Annotated in this window: 21 protein-coding genes; 3 read left to right on the forward strand and 18 right to left on the reverse strand. The window is 68.1% G+C overall.

The annotated features are described in order from the left end of the window. Positions 1-8 precede the first annotated feature (8 nt). The 5 genes from AC1VNX_RS25610 to AC1VNX_RS25630 all read right to left on the reverse strand — a co-directional run bounded on the left by AC1VNX_RS25610 (position 9) and on the right by AC1VNX_RS25630 (position 5914). A complete protein-coding gene (locus tag AC1VNX_RS25610; protein WP_483160424.1) occupies positions 9-1229 on the reverse strand; it encodes a vWA domain-containing protein in 1221 nt (406 codons plus the stop codon). A gap of 7 nt (positions 1230-1236) precedes the next feature. After that, on the reverse strand, positions 1237-2127 hold the full coding sequence (locus tag AC1VNX_RS25615; RefSeq protein WP_483160425.1) for an AAA family ATPase: 891 nt from the start codon (positions 2125-2127) through the stop codon (positions 1237-1239). A 67-nt stretch (positions 2128-2194) separates the two neighbouring features. After that, positions 2195-2986, reverse strand: coding sequence for an FAD binding domain-containing protein (locus AC1VNX_RS25620; protein ID WP_483160426.1), 792 nt, complete (start codon positions 2984-2986; stop codon positions 2195-2197). A gap of 29 nt (positions 2987-3015) precedes the next feature. Next, positions 3016-5403: a xanthine dehydrogenase family protein molybdopterin-binding subunit gene (locus AC1VNX_RS25625; RefSeq protein WP_483160427.1), complete on the reverse strand. Its 2388-nt coding sequence runs from the start codon at positions 5401-5403 to the stop codon at positions 3016-3018. Between the two features lie 13 nt (positions 5404-5416). Next, positions 5417-5914 (reverse strand): (2Fe-2S)-binding protein, encoded by a 498-nt coding sequence (locus AC1VNX_RS25630; protein ID WP_483160428.1) that lies wholly within the window; start codon positions 5912-5914, stop codon positions 5417-5419. A 178-nt stretch (positions 5915-6092) separates the two neighbouring features. On the opposite strand from AC1VNX_RS25630, the gene AC1VNX_RS25635 reads away from it, so the two are divergent. Next, a complete protein-coding gene (locus AC1VNX_RS25635) occupies positions 6093-7241 on the forward strand; it encodes a helix-turn-helix domain-containing protein (RefSeq protein ID WP_483160429.1) in 1149 nt (382 codons plus the stop codon). Between the two features lie 28 nt (positions 7242-7269). On the opposite strand, the gene AC1VNX_RS25640 is transcribed toward AC1VNX_RS25635, so the two are convergent. The 9 genes from AC1VNX_RS25640 to AC1VNX_RS25680 form a co-directional block, all read right to left on the reverse strand. Beyond that, positions 7270-7647, reverse strand: a complete 378-nt coding sequence (locus AC1VNX_RS25640; RefSeq protein ID WP_483160430.1) for a nuclear transport factor 2 family protein — start codon at positions 7645-7647, stop codon at positions 7270-7272. A gap of 140 nt (positions 7648-7787) precedes the next feature. Next, positions 7788-9260 (reverse strand): M81 family metallopeptidase, encoded by a 1473-nt coding sequence (locus tag AC1VNX_RS25645; RefSeq protein WP_483160431.1) that lies wholly within the window; start codon positions 9258-9260, stop codon positions 7788-7790. Further along, positions 9257-10375 (reverse strand): ABC transporter substrate-binding protein, encoded by a 1119-nt coding sequence (locus AC1VNX_RS25650; RefSeq protein ID WP_483160432.1) that lies wholly within the window; start codon positions 10373-10375, stop codon positions 9257-9259. Before AC1VNX_RS25650 ends, AC1VNX_RS25645 begins: the two co-directional genes overlap by 4 nt. Then, on the reverse strand, positions 10372-11628 hold the full coding sequence (locus tag AC1VNX_RS25655; protein ID WP_483160433.1) for a Zn-dependent hydrolase: 1257 nt from the start codon (positions 11626-11628) through the stop codon (positions 10372-10374). Before AC1VNX_RS25655 ends, AC1VNX_RS25650 begins: the two co-directional genes overlap by 4 nt. Before the next feature lie 37 nt (positions 11629-11665). After that, positions 11666-12370 carry an ABC transporter ATP-binding protein gene (locus tag AC1VNX_RS25660; protein WP_483160434.1) on the reverse strand — a complete coding sequence of 235 codons (705 nt, stop codon included), beginning with the start codon at positions 12368-12370 and terminating at the stop codon, positions 11666-11668. Further along, entirely contained in the window at positions 12367-13134 is a 768-nt protein-coding gene (locus tag AC1VNX_RS25665) for an ABC transporter ATP-binding protein (RefSeq protein WP_483160435.1), read from the reverse strand. The genes AC1VNX_RS25660 and AC1VNX_RS25665 overlap by 4 nt, the downstream gene beginning before the upstream one ends. Further along, positions 13131-14099 carry a branched-chain amino acid ABC transporter permease gene (locus AC1VNX_RS25670; RefSeq protein ID WP_483160436.1) on the reverse strand — a complete coding sequence of 323 codons (969 nt, stop codon included), beginning with the start codon at positions 14097-14099 and terminating at the stop codon, positions 13131-13133. The genes AC1VNX_RS25665 and AC1VNX_RS25670 overlap by 4 nt, the downstream gene beginning before the upstream one ends. Positions 14100-14110: 11 nt before the next feature. Then, complete coding sequence (locus tag AC1VNX_RS25675; protein ID WP_483160437.1) at positions 14111-14971, reverse strand: branched-chain amino acid ABC transporter permease; 861 nt, start codon at positions 14969-14971, stop codon at positions 14111-14113. A 136-nt stretch (positions 14972-15107) separates the two neighbouring features. Next, positions 15108-16313, reverse strand: coding sequence for an ABC transporter substrate-binding protein (locus AC1VNX_RS25680; protein WP_483160438.1), 1206 nt, complete (start codon positions 16311-16313; stop codon positions 15108-15110). Positions 16314-16530: 217 nt separating this feature from the next. Here AC1VNX_RS25680 and AC1VNX_RS25685 point away from each other — a divergent pair, with 217 nt between their 5' ends. Further along, positions 16531-17295 (forward strand): FadR/GntR family transcriptional regulator, encoded by a 765-nt coding sequence (locus tag AC1VNX_RS25685; RefSeq protein ID WP_301505244.1) that lies wholly within the window; start codon positions 16531-16533, stop codon positions 17293-17295. Positions 17296-17317: 22 nt separating this feature from the next. Here AC1VNX_RS25685 and AC1VNX_RS25690 read toward each other — a convergent pair whose 3' ends face one another. Beyond that, positions 17318-18277 (reverse strand): LysR family transcriptional regulator, encoded by a 960-nt coding sequence (locus AC1VNX_RS25690; protein ID WP_483160439.1) that lies wholly within the window; start codon positions 18275-18277, stop codon positions 17318-17320. 106 nt (positions 18278-18383) lie between these two features. On the opposite strand from AC1VNX_RS25690, the gene aptA reads away from it, so the two are divergent. Then, entirely contained in the window at positions 18384-19739 is a 1356-nt protein-coding gene (gene aptA, locus AC1VNX_RS25695; RefSeq protein ID WP_483160440.1) for an omega-aminotransferase AptA, read from the forward strand. A 24-nt stretch (positions 19740-19763) separates the two neighbouring features. Here the strand turns inward: aptA and AC1VNX_RS25700 are convergent, their stop codons facing one another. From AC1VNX_RS25700 to AC1VNX_RS25710, 3 genes are read right to left on the reverse strand one after another with little or no spacing between them, the layout of a single operon-like run. After that, on the reverse strand, positions 19764-21152 hold the full coding sequence (locus tag AC1VNX_RS25700; protein ID WP_483160441.1) for an FAD-dependent oxidoreductase: 1389 nt from the start codon (positions 21150-21152) through the stop codon (positions 19764-19766). Positions 21153-21170: 18 nt separating this feature from the next. Beyond that, positions 21171-21620, reverse strand: coding sequence for a GNAT family N-acetyltransferase (locus AC1VNX_RS25705; protein ID WP_483160442.1), 450 nt, complete (start codon positions 21618-21620; stop codon positions 21171-21173). Further along, positions 21617-22183 carry a phosphonate degradation HD-domain oxygenase gene (locus AC1VNX_RS25710; RefSeq protein WP_483160443.1) on the reverse strand — a complete coding sequence of 189 codons (567 nt, stop codon included), beginning with the start codon at positions 22181-22183 and terminating at the stop codon, positions 21617-21619. The genes AC1VNX_RS25705 and AC1VNX_RS25710 overlap by 4 nt, the downstream gene beginning before the upstream one ends. Between the last annotated feature and the right edge of the window lie 2 nt (positions 22184-22185).

Raw genomic sequence — 22185 nt, forward strand, 5'->3', positions numbered from 1 at the left:
CGGTGCCGCTAGCGGCCGGACCGCATCAGGGCGGCCAGGCTCGCTGCGAGCTGTTCGAGTGCGCTGAGATTGTGAACCGCCAGCATCGCATCCGCTTGCCGGTGCAGCACGGCGGCCCCACGCGCCAGAGGGGCGTAGCCCTCGAAGCGCAGCAGCGGGTTGAGCCACAGCAGGCGGCGCGAATGGCGCTTGAGCCACAGCAGTTCCTGCTCCAGCACGGAGGGCTCGCCGGTGTCCAGGCCGTCGCTGATCACCAGCACCAGCGTGCGGCGGCCGGTCAGCCGGCGGGCATGGGCGCGGCGCAGTTCGGCCAGCGAGGCGCCGAGCCGCGTGCCGCCCGCGAAGTCGTCGATGGCGAGGCTGGCGGCGCCCAGCATCGCGTCGGTGTCGGCCAGCCGGAAGGCCGGCGTCAGGTCGGTCAGCCGGGTGCCGAAGGCGAACACGTCGCGCCGGCCGGCCCGCCGGGTCGCGGCATGCAGGAAGGCCAGCAGCAGCCGCGCATAGCGCTCCATCGAGCCCGACACGTCGACCAGCACCAATAACGGCAACGGCTGCTCGCGCCGGGCCAGCCGGGACAGGCGCAGGATCTCTCCGCCCGTACGCGCCGCCTCGTGCAGCACGCCCGGCCAGTGCATGCGCGCATGCTGCCGGCCGGCGTCGCCGGCGGGGCGCAGGCGGCGCGAAGGCAGCTCGGGAATGGGCAGGCGGATGTCGCGCGCGAGCCGCTCGACCAGCCGGTATTCGGCGGCGCCGAGCGCGTTGAAGTCGGCGTGCTGCAGGCGCTGCCGGTCGCTCGACGTCATGGCGGCATCGAACTCGATCTCGCGGTCGGGCTTGGCCGGTTCCAGCGGCTTCGCGGCGTTGCGCGGCGCGCTGAGCGCTTCGCGCACGCGCGGGCGGCGCTTCGATGGCTCGGCCTTGCCTTCGGCGCTCGGCAGCATCTGGGCGAGCAGCTTGTTGGCCAGCTCCGGGTCGCGGAACCAGGCATCGAAGAGTTCGCGGAACACCATGCGGTCCTGCTCGCGGCTGACCATCACCGCTTCCATGGCGGCGCTCAGGTCGAGCTTGTCTTCCACGCCCACCAGCGAGGCTGCTTCGGCGGCCAGCGCGATGCGCATGGCATCGGTGCGAACGCCCGCGCGCCGCAGCGCCCGGCCGAAGGCGGCGATGTTGCCCGCGAGCTTGCCGCTGCGGACGTCGCCGAGTTGCTGGACGCCGGTGCTGGCCATCGGTCGGTCACGCCTCGGGCTTGAGCAGGTCCGACGCCAGCTCCTGCGTCAGCGCGGCCACGTCGTCGCGCTGCTTGAACAGGATGCCGGCGGTATCGACCACCACTTCGGGGTCGAGCTCCACGGTGTCGAGCGCGATCAGCGCCCTCGCCCATTCGACGCTCTCGGCGATGCCAGGCGCGCGCTGGAAGGCATTGGCGAAGGGCGTCTCACGCAGCCGCGCGACGAAGGCGGCCACCTGCGCCGAGAGCTTCTCTCCAGCCTCGGGCACCTGCGCGCGCACGATGGCCAGCTCGCGCTCGCGCTCGGGGTAGTCGAGCCAGTGATAGAGGCAGCGGCGCTTCACCGCGTCGTTGAGCTCGCGGGTGCGGTTGCTCGTGAGGATGGTGACTGGAGGCACCACCGCGCGCACCGTGCCCAGCTCGGGAATGCTCACCTGGTACTCGCCCAGGTATTCGAGCAGGAAGGCCTCGAAGGGCTCGTCGGCGCGGTCCACCTCGTCGATCAGCAGCACGGCGCCGGGCAGCGGCGTCTGCAGCGCCTGCAGCAGCGGGCGGCGGATCAGGTAGTGCGGCTGGTAGACCTCGGCTTCCACGTCGCGCGCCGCGCCAGTGGCCTCGGCCGCGCGCATGTGCAGCAATTGCGCCGCGTAGTTCCATTCGTAGAGCGCCTCGCGCTGCTCCAGGCCGTCGTAGCACTGCAGGCGCAGCAGCTCGCGGTTAAGAGCGGTCGACAGCGCCTTCGCCAGCTCGGTCTTGCCGACGCCGGGCTCGCCCTCGAGCAGCAGCGGACGCTGCAGCTTGAGCGCGAGGAACACGGCCGTGGCCAGGCGCCGGTCGGCGAAGTAGCCGGCCTGCATGAGTCCGGTGGAGAGGGAGTCGATGCTCGGGAAGATCATGGCGAAGCGTAGCGGAAGACGCGAGGCTGTCGCGTCTTCCGGTGAGCGGACAACGACCCCGGCTTCTTCAGCCCAGGGCCTTGGTGACTGCGCGTTGCGTCAGCACGCTGATCAGGTTCGCGCGGTAGGCGGCCGAGGCATGCAGGTCGCTGTTGAGATCGCTCGCGTCGATCTTCACGGCCGCGGCAGCGGCTGCGGTGAAGCTCTTGTTGAGCGCGTCTTCCAGGCCCGCATGGCGGAACACGCCGTTGCCCGCGCCGGTGACCGCCACGCGCACGCCGCTGTCGTACTGCGCAAGGAACACGCCGACCAGCGGGAAATTCGACGCCTTCTGGCGCAGCTTCTCGTACACGGCGCGCTTCGGGATCGGGAAGCGGATCGCAGTGATCAGCTCGCCGTCTTCCAGCGCCGTGGTGAAAAGGCCGAGGAAGAAGTCGTCGGCCGCGATCTCGCGCTTGGAGGTGACGATGGTTGCGCCCGAGGCCAGCACCGCGCTGGGGTAGCACGCGGCCGGGTCGTTGTTGGCCACCGAGCCGCCGATGGTGCCCATCGCGCGCACCTGCCGGTCGCCGATGCGCGAAGCCAGGTCGGCCAGCGCCGGATAGGCGGCCTTCACGTCGGCGTTGTTCGCCACCTCGAGGTGGCGCGACATGGCGCCGATGGTGATGGCGTTGCCGTTCTTCGTGATGCCGGTGAGCTCCTTGATGCCGCTCAGGTCCACGAGCTGTTCGGGTGCCGAAAGCCGCAGCTTCATCGAGGCCAGCAGGGTCTGTCCGCCGGCCAGCGGCTTGGCGCCGGCGGCCACGAGTCTTGCCGCGTCGGCCACCGAAGCGGGCCGTTCGAGTGTGAAGGCATACATGGTGTGATTCCTTCTTTGTTCTATTTCGTTCAGGGGTTGGCGGCTGCTGCCTGCATCGCCTCCCACACACGGGCGGGCGAAGCGGGCATGTCGAAATCCTTGACGCCCAGCGGCGCCAGCGCGTCGAGCACGGCGTTGATCACGGCCGGCGGCGAGCCGATGGCCCCCGCCTCGCCGCAGCCCTTGGTGCCCAGCGGGTTGTGTGTGCACGGCGTGCACACGGTGTCCAGCTTGAACTGCGGGAAGTCGCCGGCGCGCGGCATGGCGTAGTCCATGAAGCTGCCGGTAAGCAGCTGGCCGGTTTCGTTGTCGTAGACGCAGTTCTCCAGCAACGCCTGGCCGATGCCCTGCACCAGCCCGCCGTGCACCTGGCCCTCGACGATCATCGGGTTGATGATGGTGCCGAAGTCGTCCACCGCGGTGAAGCGGTCGACCCTGACCTCGCCGGTCTGCCTGTCGACCTCGACCTCGCAGATGTAGGTGCCGCCCGGGAAGGTGAAGTTGGTCGGGTCGTAGAAGGCGGTTTCGTTCAGGCCCGGCTCCAGCTTGTCGAGCGGGTAGTTGTGCGGCACGTAGGCCGTGAGCGCCACCTGGCCGAAGGGGATCCTCTTGTCGGTGCCCTTGACCGTGAACTCGCCGTTGGCGAACTCGATGTCGGCGTCGCTCGCCTCCATCAGGTGCGCGGCGATCTTCTTGGCCTTGGTCTCGATCTTGTCGAGCGCCTTCATGATGGCCGCACCGCCCACCGAGATGGAACGCGAGCCGTAGGTGCCCATGCCGAAGGGCACGCGGCCGGTGTCGCCGTGCACCACGTCGACGTTCTCGACCGGAATGCCCAGCCGGCCCGCCACCACCTGCGCGAAGGTGGTCTCGTGGCCCTGGCCGTGGCTGTGCGAGCCGGTGAACACCGTCACGCTGCCCGTGGGGTGCACGCGGATCTCGCCGCACTCGAACAGGCCCGCGCGCGCACCGAGCGCGCCCGCAATGTTCGACGGCGCGATGCCGCAGGCCTCGATGTAGCTCGAATACCCGATGCCGCGCAGCTTGCCCCTGCCCTCGCTGGCCGTCTTGCGGGCGGCATAGCCGTCGACCTCGGCGAGCACGCGGGCCTTGTCCATGCAGGCGTGGAAGTCGCCGGTGTCGTACTGCAGCGCCACCGGCGTCTGGTACGGGAAGGCGGTGATGAAGTTGCGCTTGCGGATCTCGTCCTGCCCCAGCTTCATTTCCCAGGCGCAGCGCGACACCAGCCGTTCAAGCAGGTAAGTGGCTTCGGGCCGCCCCGCCCCGCGGTAGGCATCGACCGGCGCGGTGTTGGTGAACCAGGCATCCACCTCGACGTAGATCTGCGGCGTGGTGTACTGGCCCGCCAGCAGCGTGGCGTAGAGGATGGTCGGTACCGCCGTCGAGAAGGTCGACAGGTAGGCGCCCAGGTTGGCGTCGGTATGCACACGCAGCGCGAGGAACTTGCCATCCTTGTCCATCGCCATTTCGGCGTGGCTCACGTGGTCGCGGCCATGCGCGTCGGACAGGAAGCATTCCGAACGGTCGGCCGTCCACTTGATGTTGCGGTTGAGCTGCCTGGCCGCCCAGGTCAGGCACACGTCCTCGGCATACAGGAAGATCTTGGAGCCGAAGCCGCCACCCACGTCGGGAGCGATCACGCGCACCTTGTGCTCGGGCAGGCCCAGCACGAAGGCCGTCATCAGCAGGCGCTCGACGTGCGGGTTCTGGTTGGAGACGTACAGCGTGTAGTCGTCGCCCGCGCGGTTGTAACTTCCGATGGCCACGCGCGGCTCGATGGGGTTGGGCACCAGCCGGTTGTTGACCAGGTCGAGCTTGGTCACGTGCGCTGCACCGGCGAACACCGCGTCGACCGCGGCCTTGTCGCCCAGCGCCCACTTGTAGCACTGGTTGTCGGGCGCCTCGTCGTGCAGCGTGACGCCGCCGGCCTTCTTCGCGGCGTCGGCCACGCTCACGAGCGCGGGCAGCACTTCATAGTCGACCACCACCGCCTCGGCGGCGTTCCTCGCCTGCTCGACCGTCTCGGCCACCACCATGGCCACGTGGTCGCCGACGTAGCGCACCTTCTTGATCGCGAGGATCGGGTGCATCGGCTCCTTCATCGGGGTGCCGTCGGGGTTGTTGATGAGCCAGCCGCAGGGCAGCCCGCCCATCTTTCCCTCGATGTCCTTGCCGCTGAAGATGCCGACCACGCCGGGCATCTTCAGCGCTTCGGCGGTGTCGACCGACTTGATGACGGCGTGGGCGTGCGGCGAGCGCACGAAGACCGCGTGGCTCTGGTTGGCCAGCGTGATGTCGTCGGTGTAGTTGCCGGCACCCGTCAGGAAGCGGTAGTCCTCCTTGCGCCGGAGAGCCTCGCCGATGTGGGGCAGGTTCGAGAAGTCGGAAGCACCCATGATGTCGCTCCCTTCACGCCGTGACGGTTGCCTTGACGGGGGTGCCCGAGGCCATCGCCTCGCCGCCCATCTTCACTGCCTTGACGATGTTCTGGTAGCCCGTGCAGCGGCACAGGTTGCCGTCGAGCAGCTCGCGGATCTCGGATTCGCTCGACTTGGGGTGGTGGGTGCACAGGTCGATGGCGCTCATGACCATGCCCGGGGTGCAGAAGCCGCACTGCAGGCCATGGCATTCCTTGAAGGCCGCCTGCATGGGGTGCATGGTGCCGTCGGCCTCGGCGATGCCCTCGATGGTGGTGATGTCGGCGCCGGCCGCCTGGGCCACCAGCACGTTGCATGACTTGACGGCCCTGCCGTTCACATGGACGGTGCAGGCGCCGCACTGGGCGGTGTCGCAGCCGACGTGGGTTCCGGTGAGGTGGAGATGCTCGCGCAGCGCGTGTACGAGGAAGGTGTTGGGAGGAGCGTCGACCGTGACCTGGCGGCCGTTGACCTTGAAAGCGACCTGCATTTGGCTGTCTCCGTAAAAGGTGATGGCTGTTTCAGCAAAGGCATCTTGGATGCCGACCTTTGGCACTATCCTAGGCAAAACCCTTGACACTTGCACAGAGCGCGCGAAATTCTCAAAATGAAACAGCTTGCCATCCGGCGGGCCGGGAAAAGCCTGCATACATGCGCGAAAAACCACGATGTCCGTATCAATCGTTTCGCCGCCTCCTGAGCGTTCCCTGGCAATCGCCCAAGCCCGCCGCGAACTGATCGAAGGCGAGTCGGCACCCCGCGCGCGCGGGGCCGCCTGCATCGATTCGTGGATCACCCGCTCCTGGCAGCGCTGCATCGAGGCCGGCCGCCGGCCCCAGCAGCGCGTCAGCTTCGACCCCGTGAGCCGCTCGGCCAGCATCGATATCGCCGAGCGCAACCGGGCACTGGTCGCCGCGGCCCGCCCGGTGATCGAGCAGCTCTCGCGCGCCATCGCCGACACCCGCTATTTCGCCGTTCTCACCGATGCCGAGGGCATCGTGGTCGACGTGGGCAACCTGCCCGACGGCACCGACGCCGCGAGCCGCTACGCGCGCGACATCGGGCGCATCGGCGTCGATCTCTCCGAGCGTGCCATCGGCACCAGCGCCATCGGCACCGCGCTGGCAGAGCAGGAATCGGTGTGGCTGCACCGCGGCGAGCATTTCTTCGATGACACCAGCGTCTACAGCTGCGCGGGCGCCCCGCTCTTCGGTCCCCGGGGCGACTGCATCGGCATGCTCGACCTGACCGGCGTGCAGGTGGTGGAGCGGCCCGAGCTGCGCCATCTGGCCACCCTCTCCGCGCGCAACATCGAGAACATGCTGGTGATGCGCGAGCCCTGCGAGCTGCTGCTGCACCTGGCATGGCCCGGCAGCTCGGGCAGCGAGGCCACCGAGGGGCTGCTGTGCATCGACGCCGCGGGCACCGTCACCGGAGCCAACGCGGCGGCCCGGCAGATGCTGCACCAGCCGCTGCCGCGCAGCGAGCACGCATTGAGCTTCAACGACCTGTTCGCGCTGCCGCTGCACATGATGTTCGACGCGGCCCGCCGCGGCGACGCGGTGCTCGAGGTGCCGCTGTGGTCCGGCCTGCGCGTGCAGGTGCGGCCGCAGCGCGGCGGCGCCGCCGGCACGTCTTCCGCAAACCTTTCCACCGACAGCCGGCCCCGGCTGCGCGACGTGGAAACCGCGCTGATCCGCAAGGCGGTGGCCGATGCGCGCGGCAACGTGGCGGAAGCCGCGCGGGCGCTGGGCATCAGCCGGGCGACGGTCTACCGCAAGCTGTGGCGCGGGCGGCCTGCCGGCACGGCGGACTGAAGCAGGCGCCGCACCGTTCAGCTTTCGTTCAGGCGCCGACAGGCACCTTGTCCAGGAAGCCCGTCACCGACCGCAGCTTGCCCGCATCGACCTGCGCGAAGTCGGTGCCCTGGATCAGGTCTTCCGCCCCGCTCGGCCCCAGCGTCCACGAGAAGCGCAGGTGGTCGCCGTGCGAATCGGCCTTGCCCAGCAGGTTGAAGCGGAAGCCCGGGTAGCGCTGGTGCACCGCGCCGACCAGCGCGCTGATCTGCTCGTGTCCGCTGGCCTGCGCGATCGGGTCGGCGTAGTGCGCGTCGGCGGTCCAGCCGGCTTCGATCAGCGCAGCGCGGCGGGCCGCGTCGGTTTCGTTCCAGACGGCGATGTAGCGTTGGGCGATCGTGGTGGCATCGTGTGCGGCGGTGTTCATGGTGACGATTCCTCTGGTGGGTTCAGGCCCGCAACATCGCGGGGTGAAGGAATGGTCGCGCCGCACGCGATCCGGGTCGATGACCTCTCAGGTCATGGAATGCGGCTGCCGGACCCGCCCTCCCTGACGGCCCTCGGCAATCACATTGCGTCGAGGGGAAAGACCGGCCGGCTCACCTTGCTGAACGGGAACAGGCTGTAGTCCGAGCTCGTAACGCCCGGGCTGTCGCACTCCACCAGCGCGGTCGACAGCGGCTCGAACACCGGCCGGCAATACATGCGCGACTTGAGCAGCAGAAAGCGCTCCTTGCGCGGATCGAGCCCCGCGCATTCGAAGACGCCGATGTCCCAAGGCTCCTGCGTGCGCTCGGTCACCACAATGCGCGCCGTGCCGATGTCGAACAGCACCGTGCGCCCCATGCTGCTGCGCTGGCCGGTGTAGGTGGGACCGGTAATGACGTACTCGCCGTCGCTGATGGTTCGCACGGTGCCCGTCAGGCGCACCGGCGTCTTCGAGAGACCGATGCCTTCGAGCGAGACCTTGTTGCCGAGCGCCACAGTCACCTGCGCGCCCTCGCCCGCCGCGACCAGTTGCGCCACCGCTTCGGGGTCGCACAGCGGCCCGACGCCGATGCCGTGCAGCCCCTGCGCCAGCGCCTCCTGCAGCACGTCCATGGTGTCGCAGCTTCCGCCCGACATGCAGTTGTCGCCATGGTCGAGCAGCAGCACCGGGCTTGTCGCGCCCTCGGCGATGAGCTTTGCGCGCGCGATCGACTGCGCCAGCGGTTCGCTGCGGTAGATGAAGGCCTCGCGCTCGCTCCACATCTGCGCGGCGATTCGGTCGGCCGTGGCCTGCGCGCGCTCGGGCGACTGCGCATCGACGACGATCACGCTCATGCACGGCGCCTCGATGTCCGACAGCGAGAAGCCCGCGAGGATCGACACCGCCAGCGACTCCGACTTCTCGGCCTCGCGCGCCGCCTCGATGGCGCGCTGCATCGCGCCGGTGAACGACGCGCTGCGCAGCGTGTGCGCCATCAGCGGCAGCCGGTGCCAGCGCATCGCCGGCTTGCTGCGTCCGGCCAGCATGTCGAGCAGCAGCCGGCCGGCGTGCTCGCCGGTTTCGTACATGTCGACGTGCGGATAGGTCTTGAAGCCGACGATCACGTCCGCGTTTTCCACCATCTCGGGCGTGACGTTGGCATGCAGGTCGAGCGCCACGCCGATGGGCACGCCCGGCGCCGCAGCGCGCAGGCGCACCAGCAGGTCGCCTTCGCCGTCGGCGCTGTTCTGCGCCACCATCGCGCCGTGCAGGTCGAGCAGGATGGCGTCGCAGCCCGGCGCCGCGTCGACGATGCATTGCGTCAGCAGCGTGTAGGCCTGCGCGTCGACCGGCCCGCTCGGGTTGGCCGAGGCCGACACCGGCGTGACCACCGTGGCGCCCGCCGCTTCGGCAAGGTCGATGAAGGCCGACATCGCGGTGCGCATGCCCTTGTTGTCGCGGTAGGCCTGCTCGCCGAAGGTCGGGCCGTCGGGGCCGAAGGCCGCAAGCGGCGTGGGCACGGGCGAGAAGGTGTTGGTCTCGTGGTTGAGACGCGCTATCAAGACTTTCATTGAGCAAACTTCCCGCCGCTTGCCAGCATCGTGATGTCGCCGAAATTCGAACCATTGCGGTTGTCGGCCTTGAACGTCAGCATGTAGCCACCCAGGTTCATGGGCGGCGAGGTCTCGATGGTTCGCCTGAGCGATTCGGTGGTAATCGGCCCCTTGACGCGCTGCAGCGCTTCCGCAAACGCCTTGGCCGTGATGTAACCCTCTAGGCCCAGGTAGGAGCCCTCGCCCTCGCTGCCTGCACTCTTGCGCGCGCGCTGGTACTCGTCGACGATCGGAAAGCGGGTCTTCCAGAACGGCGGCATCACCTGCGACAGCACGATGCCGCGGCTCTTCTCGCCGAGCTCCTTGTAGAGCAGGAAAGAGCTGGCCACCGAGTTCGTGTAGATCTGCGGATGAATCGACGCGGCGACCAGCGCCCGGATCATATTGATCGCCGGCATGCCCGCCGCAATGACGTATACGGCCTGCGCGCCGCTGGCAATGATCTGCTGCGCGGCGCGCGTCGGTTCCTTTTCCTGCGGGTCGAAGCGCAGCGCCAGCACCTGGGACAGCCCGTTCTTCTGGAGCGCGTCTATCGCGTCCTTCTCGATGCCCTTGCCGTACGCGTCGTCGCTGGAGACGATGGCGATGCGCGTCAGGCCCACCGTTGCCAGGTGGGTCATCACGCGGCGCACTTCGTCGGCGTACGACTCGCGCACGTGATAGATCGGCACCTTCGGCCCGCGCAGCACCGCGGCACCGGTCAGCCCGCCGAAGATGAAGCTGTCGTATTTCGCTGCCACGGGCGCCATGGCCGCACCAATGCCCGTGCCCATGGTGCCGAAGAGGCAGACCACGCGGTCGGTGCCCAGCAGCTTCTCGGCGTTGGCCGCGGCCTTGTCGGCCGCATAGACATCGTCGTACGTGATCATCTTGACGGGCCGCCCGCCGATGCCACCGGTCTTGTTCAGCTGGTCGAACAACAGCGTCTGGCCTTCCATGAACGCGAGGCTGTTGGGCGCCAGGGGGCCCGTCAGCACCGCCGACTGCCCCACCAGGATCGGATCGGCCGCCACGGCCGGCACCACGGCGCACGCAAGGGCCAGCGCCATCAGGGCGCGGCTCCACGCCTTCACGACGCGACTCCCGCGCTTTGCAGCATGGCCTGCAGCAGCACGTTGCAGCCGGCTTCGAGATGATCGGGCTGCGCGTCCTCGATCTCGTTGTGGCTGATGCCGTCGCGGCAGGGCACGAAGATCATGGCCGTGGGGCACACGCGCGCGAGGTACACGGCGTCGTGGCCCGCGCCGCTGATCACGTTCATCCAGCTCATGCCCTGCGCCTGCGCGGCCTCGCGCACTGCGGACACCAGCTTCGGTGTAAAGGGCTGCGGCTGGAAGTACACGACCTGCTCCACCGACATCTCGACCTTGCCCTTCGTGGCAATGCGCTGCACGGCTTCCTTCAGTTCAGCGTCCATGGCCGACAGCACCACGTCGTCGGCCGCGCGCAGGTCGACGCTGAGCTTCACGCGCCCCGGAATCACGTTGCGCGAATTGGGATAGTTGTCGATCCAGCCGACCGTGCCGCGCGCATGCGGCGCGTGGGCCAGCGCGATGCGGTTGACCTCGATCACGAGTTCGGAGGCGGCCAGCAGCGCGTCCTTGCGCAGCTCCATCGGCGTGGGGCCGGCGTGGGCTTCCATGCCCTGCACCACCACGTCGTACCAGCGCTGGCCCAGCGCGCCCTCGACCACGCCGATCACGCGCTCGTTGGCTTCGAGCACCGGGCCTTGTTCGATGTGAGCTTCGAAGTACGCGCCCACCGGCGATGCTTGCGCCGAGGCCGGCGTGCTGCCGGCATAGCCGATGGACGCCAGCGCGTCGGACACGCTGATGCCGTCGTTGTCGCGCTGCGCCAGCGCATGCTCCAGCGTGAAGGCGCCGGCGAAGACGCCCGAGCCCATCATCACCGGCACGAAGCGCGAGCCCTCCTCGTTGGTCCACACCGCCACTTCGAGCGGCGCCTCGGTCTCTACCCTGGCGTCGTTCAGCGTGCGGATCACTTCCAGCCCGGCGAGCACGCCGTAGTTGCCGTCGAACTTGCCGCCGGTGGGCTGCGTGTCGATGTGGCTGCCCGTGGAGACGGGCGGCAGCGCGTTGTTGCGCCCGGCGCGGCGCGCGAAGATGTTGCCGATGGCGTCCACACGCAGCTCGCAGCCCGCCTCGCGTGCCCAGCGCGAGAACAGGTCGCGCCCCTGGCGGTCGAGCTCGGTCAGCGCGATGCGGCAGACGCCGCCTTTCTCGGTGGCGCCAAGCTGCGCCAGTTCCATCAGCGAGTTCCAGAGCCGCCGGCCGTCGATGCGGAGTTCGTTGTGAGAGTTCTTCATGGCTTTGCGAAAAGGAATGGAGGGACTGCGGGAGGCCTCAAGCAAGGCCCACGCCCAGATAGCGGTCTTTCACTTCGTGGTCGGCCATGAAGGCCGCGTTGCCGGCCTCGTGCACGATCACGCCCTGCTCCACGATGTAGTGGCGGTCGGCCAGCTGCACGCAGACTTCGAGGTTCTGCTCGACCAGCAGGATCGCCACGCCGGCGGCCTTGATGGTCTTGAGCTGCGCGACGATCTCTTCCACGATCACCGGCGCCAGGCCCTCGACCGGCTCGTCGAGAATCAGCAGGCGCGGGTGGTTCATCAGCGCCCGGCCGATGGCCAGCATCTGCTGCTCGCCGCCCGAGAGCTGTCCGCCGCCGTTGCGCCGGCGCTCCTCCAGGCGCGGAAAGATGCGGTAGATGTCGGCCAGCTGCCAGGGCGACTGGCGGCGCAGGCCGAGCAGCAGGTTCTCTTCCACCGTCAGCAGCTTGAAGATGCCGCGGTGCTCCGGCACCAGGCACACGCCGCGCGTGGCGATGCGGTGCGCCGGCATGCCCGCGATGTCGGCGCCCTGGAAACGCACGCGTCCGCTGGTGGGCGTGACCGCGCCGGCAATGCTCTTGAGCGTGGTCGACTTGCCCGCGCCGTTGCGCCCCAGCAGCGTGACCAGCTCGGCCTCGCCCACGGTCATCGACACGCCCTGCAAAACGTGGCTCTTGCCGTAGTGGGCGTGCAGCTTCTCGACTTCGAGAATGTTCATGCCTTGCCTCCCGTGATCATGTTGCCCAAGTAGGCGGTGCGCACGCGCGCATCGGCCCGGATGTCGCCGGGAAGCCCCTCAGCCAGCACGCGGCCGAGCTGCATCACGGTGACGGTGTCGGAGATGTCCATCACGATGTTCATGTTGTGCTCGATGAGAACCACGGTGTGCGCGTCGCGCAGGCCGCGGATCAGCTGCTTCATGTCGTCGAGGTCGTCGATGCCCATGCCCGAGGTCGGCTCGTCGAGGAAGATCGCCTTCGGCCTCGCCGCAAGCGCCATGCCCACTTCGAGCCGGCGCTGCTGGCCGTGCGAGAGCTCGCCGGCCGGCGTGTTCGCCAGCCGCTCCAGCCCGATGCGCTGCAGCACCTCGTCGACGATCCGCGTGCAGGCCAGCTCGCCGACCGGCGCGCGCCAGCAGTTCATGGCCTGGCGGGGCGAGACCCCCTGCGCCGCCACGCGCAGGTTCTCGCGCACCGCGAGGCTCGCGAACAGCGCCGTGACCTGGAAGGAGCGCGCCATGCCGCGCTGCACGCGCTTGTGGTCGGGCTCGCGCGTCACGTCGTGGCCGTCGAACAGGATCCGCCCGCCGGTGGTCATGCCGGTGCCGGTGAGCATGTGGAACAGCGTGGTCTTGCCCGCGCCGTTGGGGCCGATCACCGAATGCACGGTGTTGCGCCGGATCTTCAGGTCGACCCCGCCGAGCGCCGCGAACTTGCCGTAGTGCTTGGTGACGCCGACGGCTTCGATGAGGACGTCGCTCATGCTTTTTCTCCCTGTGCGGGGGGTGCGACTGGAGCAGCGGCACCGGGGTCCGCCTTGCGGAAGATGCGCCGCCATGCGCTCTCGCCTAGCCCCCAGAGCCCGCGCTGCATGCCGATGCTCACGCCGATCAGCAGCAGGCCCAGCAACAGCAGCCAGCGCGGCCACAGCGTGGAGAGCCAGTCGGCCAGCAGCACGTAGAAGGCCGAGCCCAGCACGGAGGCGAACAGGTTGCCGGTGCCGCCGATCACGGTGATGACCAGGATCATCTCGCTCGTGTGGTACTCGGCGTTCGACAGCGGCGCAATGCCGGTCATCATGGCGTGCAGCCCGCCTGCGAGGCCGGTGACGGCACCCGAGATCACGAAGGCCAGCAGCTTGAAGCGCTTGAGGTCGTAGCCCACGGCGGCGGCGCGGTCCTCGTTGTCGCGGATGGCCAGCAGCGTGCGGCCGAAGACCGAATCGGTCACGCGCAGCAGCAGGCCGAACGCGACGAGGAACACCACGGCCACGAAGGCGTAGTACTTCCAGGGCGTGTCCATGAAGCCGGGGCGCGGCACGTCGAGCAGGCCGTTGTCGCCGCCGGTGAGGCCGGTGGCGGTGTAGGCGATGAAATAGAACATCTGCGCGAAGGCCAGCGTGAGCATCACGAAGTAGGTGCCGCGCTGGCGGATGGCGACCCAGCCCACCACCGCGGCGCCGAGCGCGCCCATCGCCACGGCGGCAAGCAGCGCTAGCGGCATCGGCAGGCTCAGCCGCGTGAGCAGGATGGCGATGGTGTAGCTGCCCAGCCCGAAGAAGATGCCCTGCCCGAAGGAGAGCAGCCCGGTGTAGCCCAGCAGCAGGTTGCAGCCCAGCGCGGCCAGCGCATAGATCAGCACCTCGCTCGCGAGCGAGCCCGAGCTAAGCACCAGCGGCAGGCCCAGCACCGCGACCAGCGCCAGGAGGAAAGTGATTTTTCTCGGCATGGCGTGTCCGTTCATGCTTTGCGGCCGAGCAGGCCATGGGGACGAAGCAGCAGCACTGCCGCCATCGCGATGTAGATCATCAGGCTCGCGCCCGGCGGCCAGACGGTGCTCATGAGGCTCTGCACGATGCCGATGAGCAGGCCGCCGACGAGCGCGCCGCCGAAGCTGCCGAGCCCGCCGATCACCACCACCACGAAGGCCACGGCCAGCGCCTCCACGCCCATGAAAGGCTCGGCGCCGCGGATAGGCGCGGCCAGCACGCCGGCCAGCGCCGCCGTGGCCGCGCCGAGCGCGAACACCAGGCTGAACACGCGGAAGACGTTGATGCCGAGCAGCGACACCATCTCGGTCGACTCGCTGCCCGCGCGCACCGCGCTGCCCAGGCGCGTGCCCTCGAGCACCCACCACAGGAGCACCGCGAGCACGGCGGTGAAGCCGATCACGAAAAGCCGGTACTTCGGATAGACGAAGGAGCCCCACATGACCACGCCCTGCAGCAGGTCGGGCGTGGACACGCTGTTGCCCAGCGGGCCCCAGAACACGATCACGATCTCCTGCACCGCGAGCGCGAGGCCCACGGTAACGAGGATGTGGAACTCGTGCGCCTTGGCGTAGACGCGGCGCAGCAGCAGCTTCTCGGCCAGCCAGCCCAGCGCGCCCACGAAGAGCGGCACAAGCACCAGCGCGAGCCAGAAGTCCAGGCCCCATTGCATGGCCTGGAAGCAGAGATAGGCGCCCAGCAGATAGAAGGCCCCGTGCGCGAAGTTCACGAAGCGCAGCAGGCCGAACACGATGGACAGGCCGACCGCCAGCAGGAAGTACAGCATGCCGATGCCGATCCCGTTGATGGTCTGGAGCAGGTAGACGGACATAGATGTAGGTAGTTGCAGAGTGCAGACCCGCACGCGCGGCCCCTTCCAGGAACACCGCGGAACCGGCTTTGCCGGGCCGCAGGTGTTGCCCCCGGCACGGGGGTTGGCGGCCACACGCAGTGGGCAAGCCTGGGGGTCAGCCCAATTTGCAGCCGGTCTTGTCCACCGGCAGGAAGGACTTGCCCGAGCTCACCACGTCGACGTAGTCCGCCGCGTTCGCCATCTTCGACTTGGCCTTGCCCTTGAGCAGGTAGTAGTCCTTCACGACCTGGTGGTCGGCCTTGCGGATTTCCTCGGTGCCGGTAAGGCCGTCGAACTTCATGCCTTCCAGCGCGGCGATCACCGCCTTCTGGTCGACCGAGCCGGCCTTCACGATGCCGTCGATCAGGATCTTGGTGCAGATGTACGAGCCGGCGAGGCTGTAGTTGGGCACGATCTTGAGCTTGTCGGCGGTGCGCTTCACAAGGTCCTTGTTGAGCGGGGTGTCGGCCGTGTGCCAGTACTGCGCGCCGAAGTACACGCCGTCGCACAGGTCCGCACCCAGTTCGTCGAACTGCTCCAGGCCCGAGGCCCAGGCCATCAGGATCGTCATGTTCTTGTGCATGCCGAAGCTCACCGCCTGGCGCAGCGCGGCCGACGACTGCGCGCCGAAGTTCAGCAGCAGCAGCACGTCGGGCTTGGCGGCCATGGCGTTGGTGAGGTAGCCGCTGAATTCCTTCTCGTTGAGCGAGTGGTAGCTGTTGCCCACGTGCTCGATGCCCTTCTCCTGGAAGATGGTCTTGGCGGCGCTCAGCAGGCCGTCGCCGAACACGTACTGCGGCGTGATGGTGTACCAGCGCTTGGCCTTGGGCATGCTGGCGATCAGCGGGCGCACCGTCTGCTCGATGGCGCCGAAGGTGGGCACCGACCAGCGGAAGGTGGCGGGGTTGCAGTCCTTGCCGGTGATCTCGTCGGCGCCCGCGGTGGTGATGAACAGGCCGCCGGCCTTCTCGGCCTCCTTGCCCATGGCGAGCGCTTCCGACGACAGGATGCCGCCGGCGAAGAACTTCGCGCCCTGCTGCTGCGAGGCTTCCTGCACCTTGCGCACGGCGGTGGCCGGCTTGCCTTCGGTGTCGAGCACCGTGTAGGCCAGCGGACGCTTCAGCACGCTGCCGTACTGTTCGATGGCCAGCTTCATGCCCAGGTCGGCGAACTTGCCGTTGGCCGCGAAGGCACCCGACATCGGGACCGGGCAGCCGAATCGGATCGCGTCCGCCGACTGGGCGAAGGCGGCGCGGCCGCCCAGGAGCGAGGCGGGGGCAGCCGACAGGGCGGCCAGCTGAAGAAGTTGTCTGCGTTGCATGAGTTCTCCGGTCGTGGTGGTGGGGAAGAAGGGAAGTAAGGAAAAGGGGTGCCTGCGATCGCTGGCGAATTTAAGCGGATAAATTGGATTAATATGCTGGTAAAAACCCGCTAGCAAGCCCTGTGCCCAAGACCAGACCGTTGCCACGCACCGCGCCGTTTAAGATCGCGCGCTGTTGCGCATTCCGCGCATCTCCCGATGTGCATGGAGCGTTTCAATGAGAGTGGGGCAGAACCGTCCTAAGCGGCAGAAGCTCTCGGACGTCATCGTCGAAGACGTCAAGCGCTGGATCGTGGCGGAGCGCAAGCAGCCCGGCGACCGGCTACCGAACGAGAAAGAACTGATCGAGCTCTTCGGCTATTCGAAGAGCACCGTGCGCGAGGCGCTGAAGGCGCTGGAGGTGCGCGGCCTGATCTCCATCCGCACCGGCCCCGGCGGCGGCGCCTACCTGCAGCAGGTGTCGGTGGAGCATGCGTCGGAGCCGCTGCGCAACTTCCTGCATTTCCATCATCTGGACGGCCACCATATCTACCAGCTGCGCAAGGCGCTGGAGCCCGAGCTGGCCGCGAGCGTGGTGGGCAAACTGACGCCCGAGCAGTTCGAGAAGCTGGAAGAGAACGTCCGGCTGTGCACGGTCGAACCGACCAGCGAGGACGAGCTCCGCATCCAGCGCGAGGCCGAACTCGCCTTCCACACCATGCTCGCGGAGAGCTGCCCCAATCCGGTGCTCTCCTTCATGTGCCGCTTTCTCAACGACCTGCTGCGCGACCTGGTGGTCTACAAGAAGGCGCTCGACCATCACCACTTCGGCGAGGCCAACGTCGACTACCACACGCAGCTGCTCGCGGCCTACCGCAAGGAAGACGCCGACGAGGTACGCCGGCTGATGACCGAGCACATGGTCGACGCCGAGCAGCACATGCACGAGATGGAGGCGCACATCGGCGCCAAGCATCTGCTGCTGCCCAGCGGGCAACGTTGAGGGCCAGCGCTGAAGTGCACTCCTAGCGCGCGTGCGCCTCTTCCAGGCACTCCTGGAACGCCAGCACCGCCCGCGACGGCTTCGGCGAGCGCCGCAGCAGGCTGACGAAGCGGCACGCATAGTTGAAGCGCGCCGGCAGCACCGCCTTCATGAGCCCGCGCTCCTCGAACACCTGCGCATAGTGGTCGGGCAGAAAGCCCAGGAAGCGCCCCGAGAGGATCAGCGTCGCGATCGCCTCCTGGTCGAAGCCCGTGGCCATGCGCGACAGCTTCGCGCGGTGACTCAGCTCCATGTTGGGCGAGTGGTAGCCCAGCCCCGCGAAATGGTGCTCGCGCAGCCGCGCCCAGGTGAGCTTGCCATGGCTCACGCCGAAGAGCGGATGCCCCGCCCCGCAGTACAGCAGCATGGTCTCGTCGAACAGGTCGGCGTACACCAGGCTCTTGGAAGCGCGGTGCGCCGGGATGATGCCGATCTGGAAGTTGCCCTCCAGCACGCCCTGCTCGATGGCGTTGATCGAGCCCACGTGCACGGCCAGCCGCACCTCGGGCGCGATCTCGGTGAAGCGCGCGATGGCATCGCCGATGCGCGCCTGCGGGTTGGTCGCCGTCTTGTCGAACAGCGCCACGTCGAGCTGCCCGCCCATGCGGTTGTGGATGTCGTCGATGCTGCCGCGGAAGGCGTCGACCGAGGCCAGCAGGCGCAGCGTCTCGTCGTACACCCGCTGCCCTTCGGCGGTGAGCGCGAAGCCCGCCCTGCCCCGCCGGCACAGCACCAGGCCGAGGCGCGTTTCCAGGTCCTTCACATGGCGGCTCACGGTGGAGGTGCCGATGTTCAGCTCCAGCTCGGCCGCCGCCATGCCGCCGCAGTCGACCACGCTCCTGAACACCTTGAGCAGGCGCAGGTCCATGTCGCTGAGCTGCCCCAGAACAGCGCGGCTGCGGGTGCCGGAGGCACCATTTCGGGCTTTCGCCTTTACTTGCATAGAACGTCAAGTGAACATTGATATTGCGCCATTCTCCACACTGAACGGCTTGCGAACAATCGGCGCATCCCTTCACCTCCGGAGCCCGCCACGCGCGGGAAACGCCATGACCATCGCCACGCCCGCCATCGAACCGACGTCCGCCGTGCGCACCGACGCCGCCTGGCTCGACGCGCACTGGATGCCCTACACCGGCAACCGCAACTTCAAGGCCGATCCGCGGATCGTCGTGGAAGCCAAGGGCGCCTACTTCACCGACGCCGACGGCCGCAAGATCTTCGACGGTCTCTCGGGCCTGTGGTGCTCGGGCCTGGGCCACGGCCGCCCCGAGATCACCGAGGCGGTGAGCCGCCAGATCGCCAAGCTCGACTATTCGCCCGCCTTCCAGTTCGGCCACCCGCTCTCTTTCGAGCTGGCCAACAAGATCAAGGAGATGACGCCCGCCGGCCTCGACTACGTGTTCTTCACCGGCTCGGGTTCGGAAGCCGCCGACACCTCGCTGAAACTGGCGCGCGCCTACTGGCGCACCAAGGGCCAGGCCAGCAAGACCCGCCTGATCGGCCGCGAGAAGGGCTACCACGGCGTGAACTACGGCGGCATCTCGGTCGGCGGCATCGCGGCCAACCGCAAGCTCTTCGGCCAGGGCGTGGAAGCCGACCACCTGCCGCACACGCAGCTCGCATCGAATGCCTTCACGCGCGGCATGGCCGACAACGGCGTCGAGCTGGCCGACCGCCTGCTCGACATCATCGCGCTGCACGACGCGTCGAACATCGCGGCCGTGATCGTCGAACCCTTCGCGGGCTCGGCCGGCGTCGTCATTCCGCCCAAGGGCTACCTCAAACGCCTGCGCGAGATCTGCACCGCCAACAACATCCTGCTGATCTTCGACGAGGTCATCACCGGTTTCGGCCGCTGCGGCGCGCTCACCGGCGCCGAGGCCTTCGGCGTGACGCCCGACATCATGAACATCGCCAAGCAGATCACCAACGGCGCGCAGCCCATGGGCGCGGTGGTGGCGAGCAAGGACATCTACGACACCTTCATGGCGGCAGGCGGCCCCGACTACATGCTCGAGTTCCCGCACGGCTACACCTACAGCGCACACCCCGTGGCCTGCGCCGCCGGCATCGCGGCGCTCGACGTGCTGCAGAAGGAAGACATGATCGGCCGCGTGCAGGCGCTGGCGCCGCACTTCGAGAACGCGGTGCACAGCCTGAAGGGCAGCAAGCACATCACCGACATCCGCAACTACGGCCTGGCCGCCGGCCTGACCATCGCCGCCCTGCCGGGCGAGCCCGCGCGCCGCCCGTACGAGATCGCGATGAATTGCTGGAAGAAGGGCTTCTACGTGCGCTACGGCGGCGACACCATCCAGCTGGCACCGCCCTTCATCGCGGAGAAGGCCGAGATCGACCGCATGGTCAACGCGCTGGCCGACGCCCTCGCCGAAACCAACTGAAGCAGATCAGGGCCGCGCGGGGCATCAGGCCTTGTCGGCCTTGCCCGCGGCGTTGGCCAGCTTGCTGAGCATGCGGTCCACCAGCCACGGCTGGCGGTTCTCGTCCTCGGCCAGTTCCTTGCGTCGGATCGCGTTGCGCACCACGATCGAGCCCACGTAGCGCACCGGCTCCGGCGGAAAGTGCCCCAGCGGCCCCTGCGTGATCGGACTGCGGGTCCATGCGTTGTCCTGGTCGAGCACCAGCGACGACAGGATCTGCCCTCCCATGTAGGTCGGCCCGACGCCGTTGCCCGAATAGCCGAAGCCGTAGTAGATGTGCGGCGCGCCATCGAGCCTGCCGAAGAACGGGAAGCCCGTCACCGAGCGGTCGGACGGACCGTTCCAGCTGGCGGTGATCGGCGTTTCGCTCAATGCCGGAAAGAAGGAACGCAGGGCCTGCGTCAGCTCGGCTTCGTACGGCGAGCGCTCGTCGAACACCTTGGCCATGCGGCCACCCCAGGCGAAGGTGTTGCCGCCCTTGCCAAGCATGATGCGGCCGTCGACCGTGCTGCGGTAGTAATAGACGAAGGTGCGCGAATCGAGCACCGACACGCCGTCGGTCAGGCCGATCTTTTGCAGCAGCTCGGGACACCGCTCGGTGATGACCATGTCGCTCGACACGATGGCGATGGTCCGCTCGAACTGCGGGAAGGTGCTGGCCATCCATGCGTTCATCGCGAGCACCAGCTTCTTCGCGCGAACGCTGCCGGTGGGCGTGCGCACCACGACCGGATGGCCGGTGCTGAAGTCCAGCATCGGCGTGCGCTCGTGGATGCGGATGCCCATGGCCAGCGCCACTCGCCGCAGCCCGCGCACCAGCTTGCCGGGGTGCACGGTCGCGGCAATCGGCGAATACACGCCCGCCAGGTTGCGCGCGGAGCCGGAGCGCCGCGCCACCTCTTCCGGCGGCAGCGTGCGGTAGGAATGGATGCCGCGCGCCTCCAGCGCCTGCATCATCGGGTCGAGCGTGCCGATCTGCGCCTGCGAGGTGGCGGTGTAGAGCGTGCCGTCCTGCCGCAGCTCGGCGTCGATGCCGTGCGCGGCGCAGAAGTCGGCGATGTGCTGCACCGCGGCCTCGGATGCCTTGACGAGGCGCACCACCTCGTCCTCGCCGAACAGCCGGCGCAGCGTGAGGAACTTGGCCGACCATGTGAGCAGACAGCCGCCGTTGCGGCCGCTCGCGCCTGCACCGCAGAGATCGCTCTCGAGGATGACGACATCGAGCGCGGGCGACTGCAGCTTGGCCTGGATGGCCGTCCAGAGGCCGGTGAAGCCGCCGCCGACGATGCAGACATCGGCGCTCTGCTCGCCCTGCAGCGCGGGCGCAAGGTCACCGTCGTTGAAGAGAGCCTGTTCGATCCAGAAGGGGCGCATGTCGGGCTCGCAGTTTTTTCAGGGCTTGCGCCGCATCTCGCAGGAAAACTCGGATTCGCGCTCGACGACGAACCCGAAGCGCTCATAGAGCGATTTCGCCGGATTCGCCTTCAGCACGCTGAGCGTGAGGTCGACGCCGGCGCTTGCAGCCTGGTCGATGACTTCGGCCAGCAGCCCGGTGCCGAGCCCGCCGCCCTGGTAGCCGGGCGCCAGCTGGATCTGGATGACGACCCATTCATGCGGATCGCGCGACACCTTGAGCAGGCCGACCGGCATCCCCTGGTGCAGCAGGACCTCGGCGCACTCGAAGCGATGCATCAACCGCTCCATGTGATGCGCGTCGCTGACCTCGGCCCCGGAAGCGATGACGTGGCCGTTCATCGTCTGCTGCCGCAGCGCGAGCAGAAAGGGGATGTCCTGTGCCGTGGCCTGGCGTCTGGTCAGATCGACCGATGGCGCGGCGCTCATGCCGGTGCCGTGGCAACGGGCTTGGACGCGATCGCCAGGTGACGAGCGTAGTACGCCAGGTCTGGCGTCTTCGCATCGGCACACTTGGCCGTGTCGTCCCAGCGCCGAAGGCGGACCGCATCCATTGCATACGGCAGGGCTTCGAAAGCACTGGCCTGTGCCGAGTCGAAGACACCGCCCTGTAGCTGCAGGCTACGCTTCGAGTCGGCTGATAGGGCATCGAGGTACCCGGGCTCCCTGGCGCAGAGGAAGCGCTTGGCATCCACATGCAGGCGGATAGGCTCCAACGTGGCCGGACCGAACAACGCGCGAAGAAATGGCAGGCAGCGGTACTGGTGCAGGTCGTCCAGGCCCTGCTGCGTCGGCGTACCGCCGAAGTCGTGCAGCAGATGGCCCAGGTCATGCAGCAGCGAGGCGGCGATCAGCTCGCTGCCGGCGCCAGCCTGCTCCGCCAGGTGCGCCGACTGCAGCGCATGCTCCAGTTGCGTGACCGGCTCGCCGTCGTACTGCGCGCCGCCCTTGGTTTCGAACAGGCCGACGATGTCGGGAATGCTCAGGCTCATCG

The sequence above is a fragment of the Variovorax sp. TLI9-5A genome, from assembly GCF_056867935.1.

Excerpts from the sequence above, each read along its gene's own strand:
- AC1VNX_RS25610 (WP_483160424.1), bottom strand. The coding sequence starts at position 1,229 with ATGGCCAGCACCGGCGTCCAGCAACTCGGCGACGTCCGCAGCGGCAAG.
- AC1VNX_RS25615 (WP_483160425.1), bottom strand. The coding sequence starts at position 2,127 with ATGATCTTCCCGAGCATCGACTCCCTCTCCACCGGACTCATGCAGGCC.
- AC1VNX_RS25620 (WP_483160426.1), bottom strand. The coding sequence starts at position 2,986 with ATGTATGCCTTCACACTCGAACGGCCCGCTTCGGTGGCCGACGCGGCA.
- AC1VNX_RS25625 (WP_483160427.1), bottom strand. The coding sequence starts at position 5,403 with ATGGGTGCTTCCGACTTCTCGAACCTGCCCCACATCGGCGAGGCTCTC.
- AC1VNX_RS25630 (WP_483160428.1), bottom strand. The coding sequence starts at position 5,914 with ATGCAGGTCGCTTTCAAGGTCAACGGCCGCCAGGTCACGGTCGACGCT.
- AC1VNX_RS25635 (WP_483160429.1), top strand. The coding sequence starts at position 6,093 with ATGTCCGTATCAATCGTTTCGCCGCCTCCTGAGCGTTCCCTGGCAATC.
- AC1VNX_RS25640 (WP_483160430.1), bottom strand. The coding sequence starts at position 7,647 with ATGAACACCGCCGCACACGATGCCACCACGATCGCCCAACGCTACATC.
- AC1VNX_RS25645 (WP_483160431.1), bottom strand. The coding sequence starts at position 9,260 with ATGAAAGTCTTGATAGCGCGTCTCAACCACGAGACCAACACCTTCTCG.
- AC1VNX_RS25655 (WP_483160433.1), bottom strand. The coding sequence starts at position 11,628 with ATGAAGAACTCTCACAACGAACTCCGCATCGACGGCCGGCGGCTCTGG.
- AC1VNX_RS25660 (WP_483160434.1), bottom strand. The coding sequence starts at position 12,370 with ATGAACATTCTCGAAGTCGAGAAGCTGCACGCCCACTACGGCAAGAGC.
- AC1VNX_RS25665 (WP_483160435.1), bottom strand. The coding sequence starts at position 13,134 with ATGAGCGACGTCCTCATCGAAGCCGTCGGCGTCACCAAGCACTACGGC.
- AC1VNX_RS25670 (WP_483160436.1), bottom strand. The coding sequence starts at position 14,099 with ATGCCGAGAAAAATCACTTTCCTCCTGGCGCTGGTCGCGGTGCTGGGC.
- AC1VNX_RS25675 (WP_483160437.1), bottom strand. The coding sequence starts at position 14,971 with ATGTCCGTCTACCTGCTCCAGACCATCAACGGGATCGGCATCGGCATG.
- AC1VNX_RS25680 (WP_483160438.1), bottom strand. The coding sequence starts at position 16,313 with ATGCAACGCAGACAACTTCTTCAGCTGGCCGCCCTGTCGGCTGCCCCC.
- AC1VNX_RS25685 (WP_301505244.1), top strand. The coding sequence starts at position 16,531 with ATGAGAGTGGGGCAGAACCGTCCTAAGCGGCAGAAGCTCTCGGACGTC.
- AC1VNX_RS25690 (WP_483160439.1), bottom strand. The coding sequence starts at position 18,277 with ATGCAAGTAAAGGCGAAAGCCCGAAATGGTGCCTCCGGCACCCGCAGC.
- aptA (WP_483160440.1), top strand. The coding sequence starts at position 18,384 with ATGACCATCGCCACGCCCGCCATCGAACCGACGTCCGCCGTGCGCACC.
- AC1VNX_RS25700 (WP_483160441.1), bottom strand. The coding sequence starts at position 21,152 with ATGCGCCCCTTCTGGATCGAACAGGCTCTCTTCAACGACGGTGACCTT.
- AC1VNX_RS25705 (WP_483160442.1), bottom strand. The coding sequence starts at position 21,620 with ATGAGCGCCGCGCCATCGGTCGATCTGACCAGACGCCAGGCCACGGCA.
- AC1VNX_RS25710 (WP_483160443.1), bottom strand. The coding sequence starts at position 22,183 with ATGAGCCTGAGCATTCCCGACATCGTCGGCCTGTTCGAAACCAAGGGC.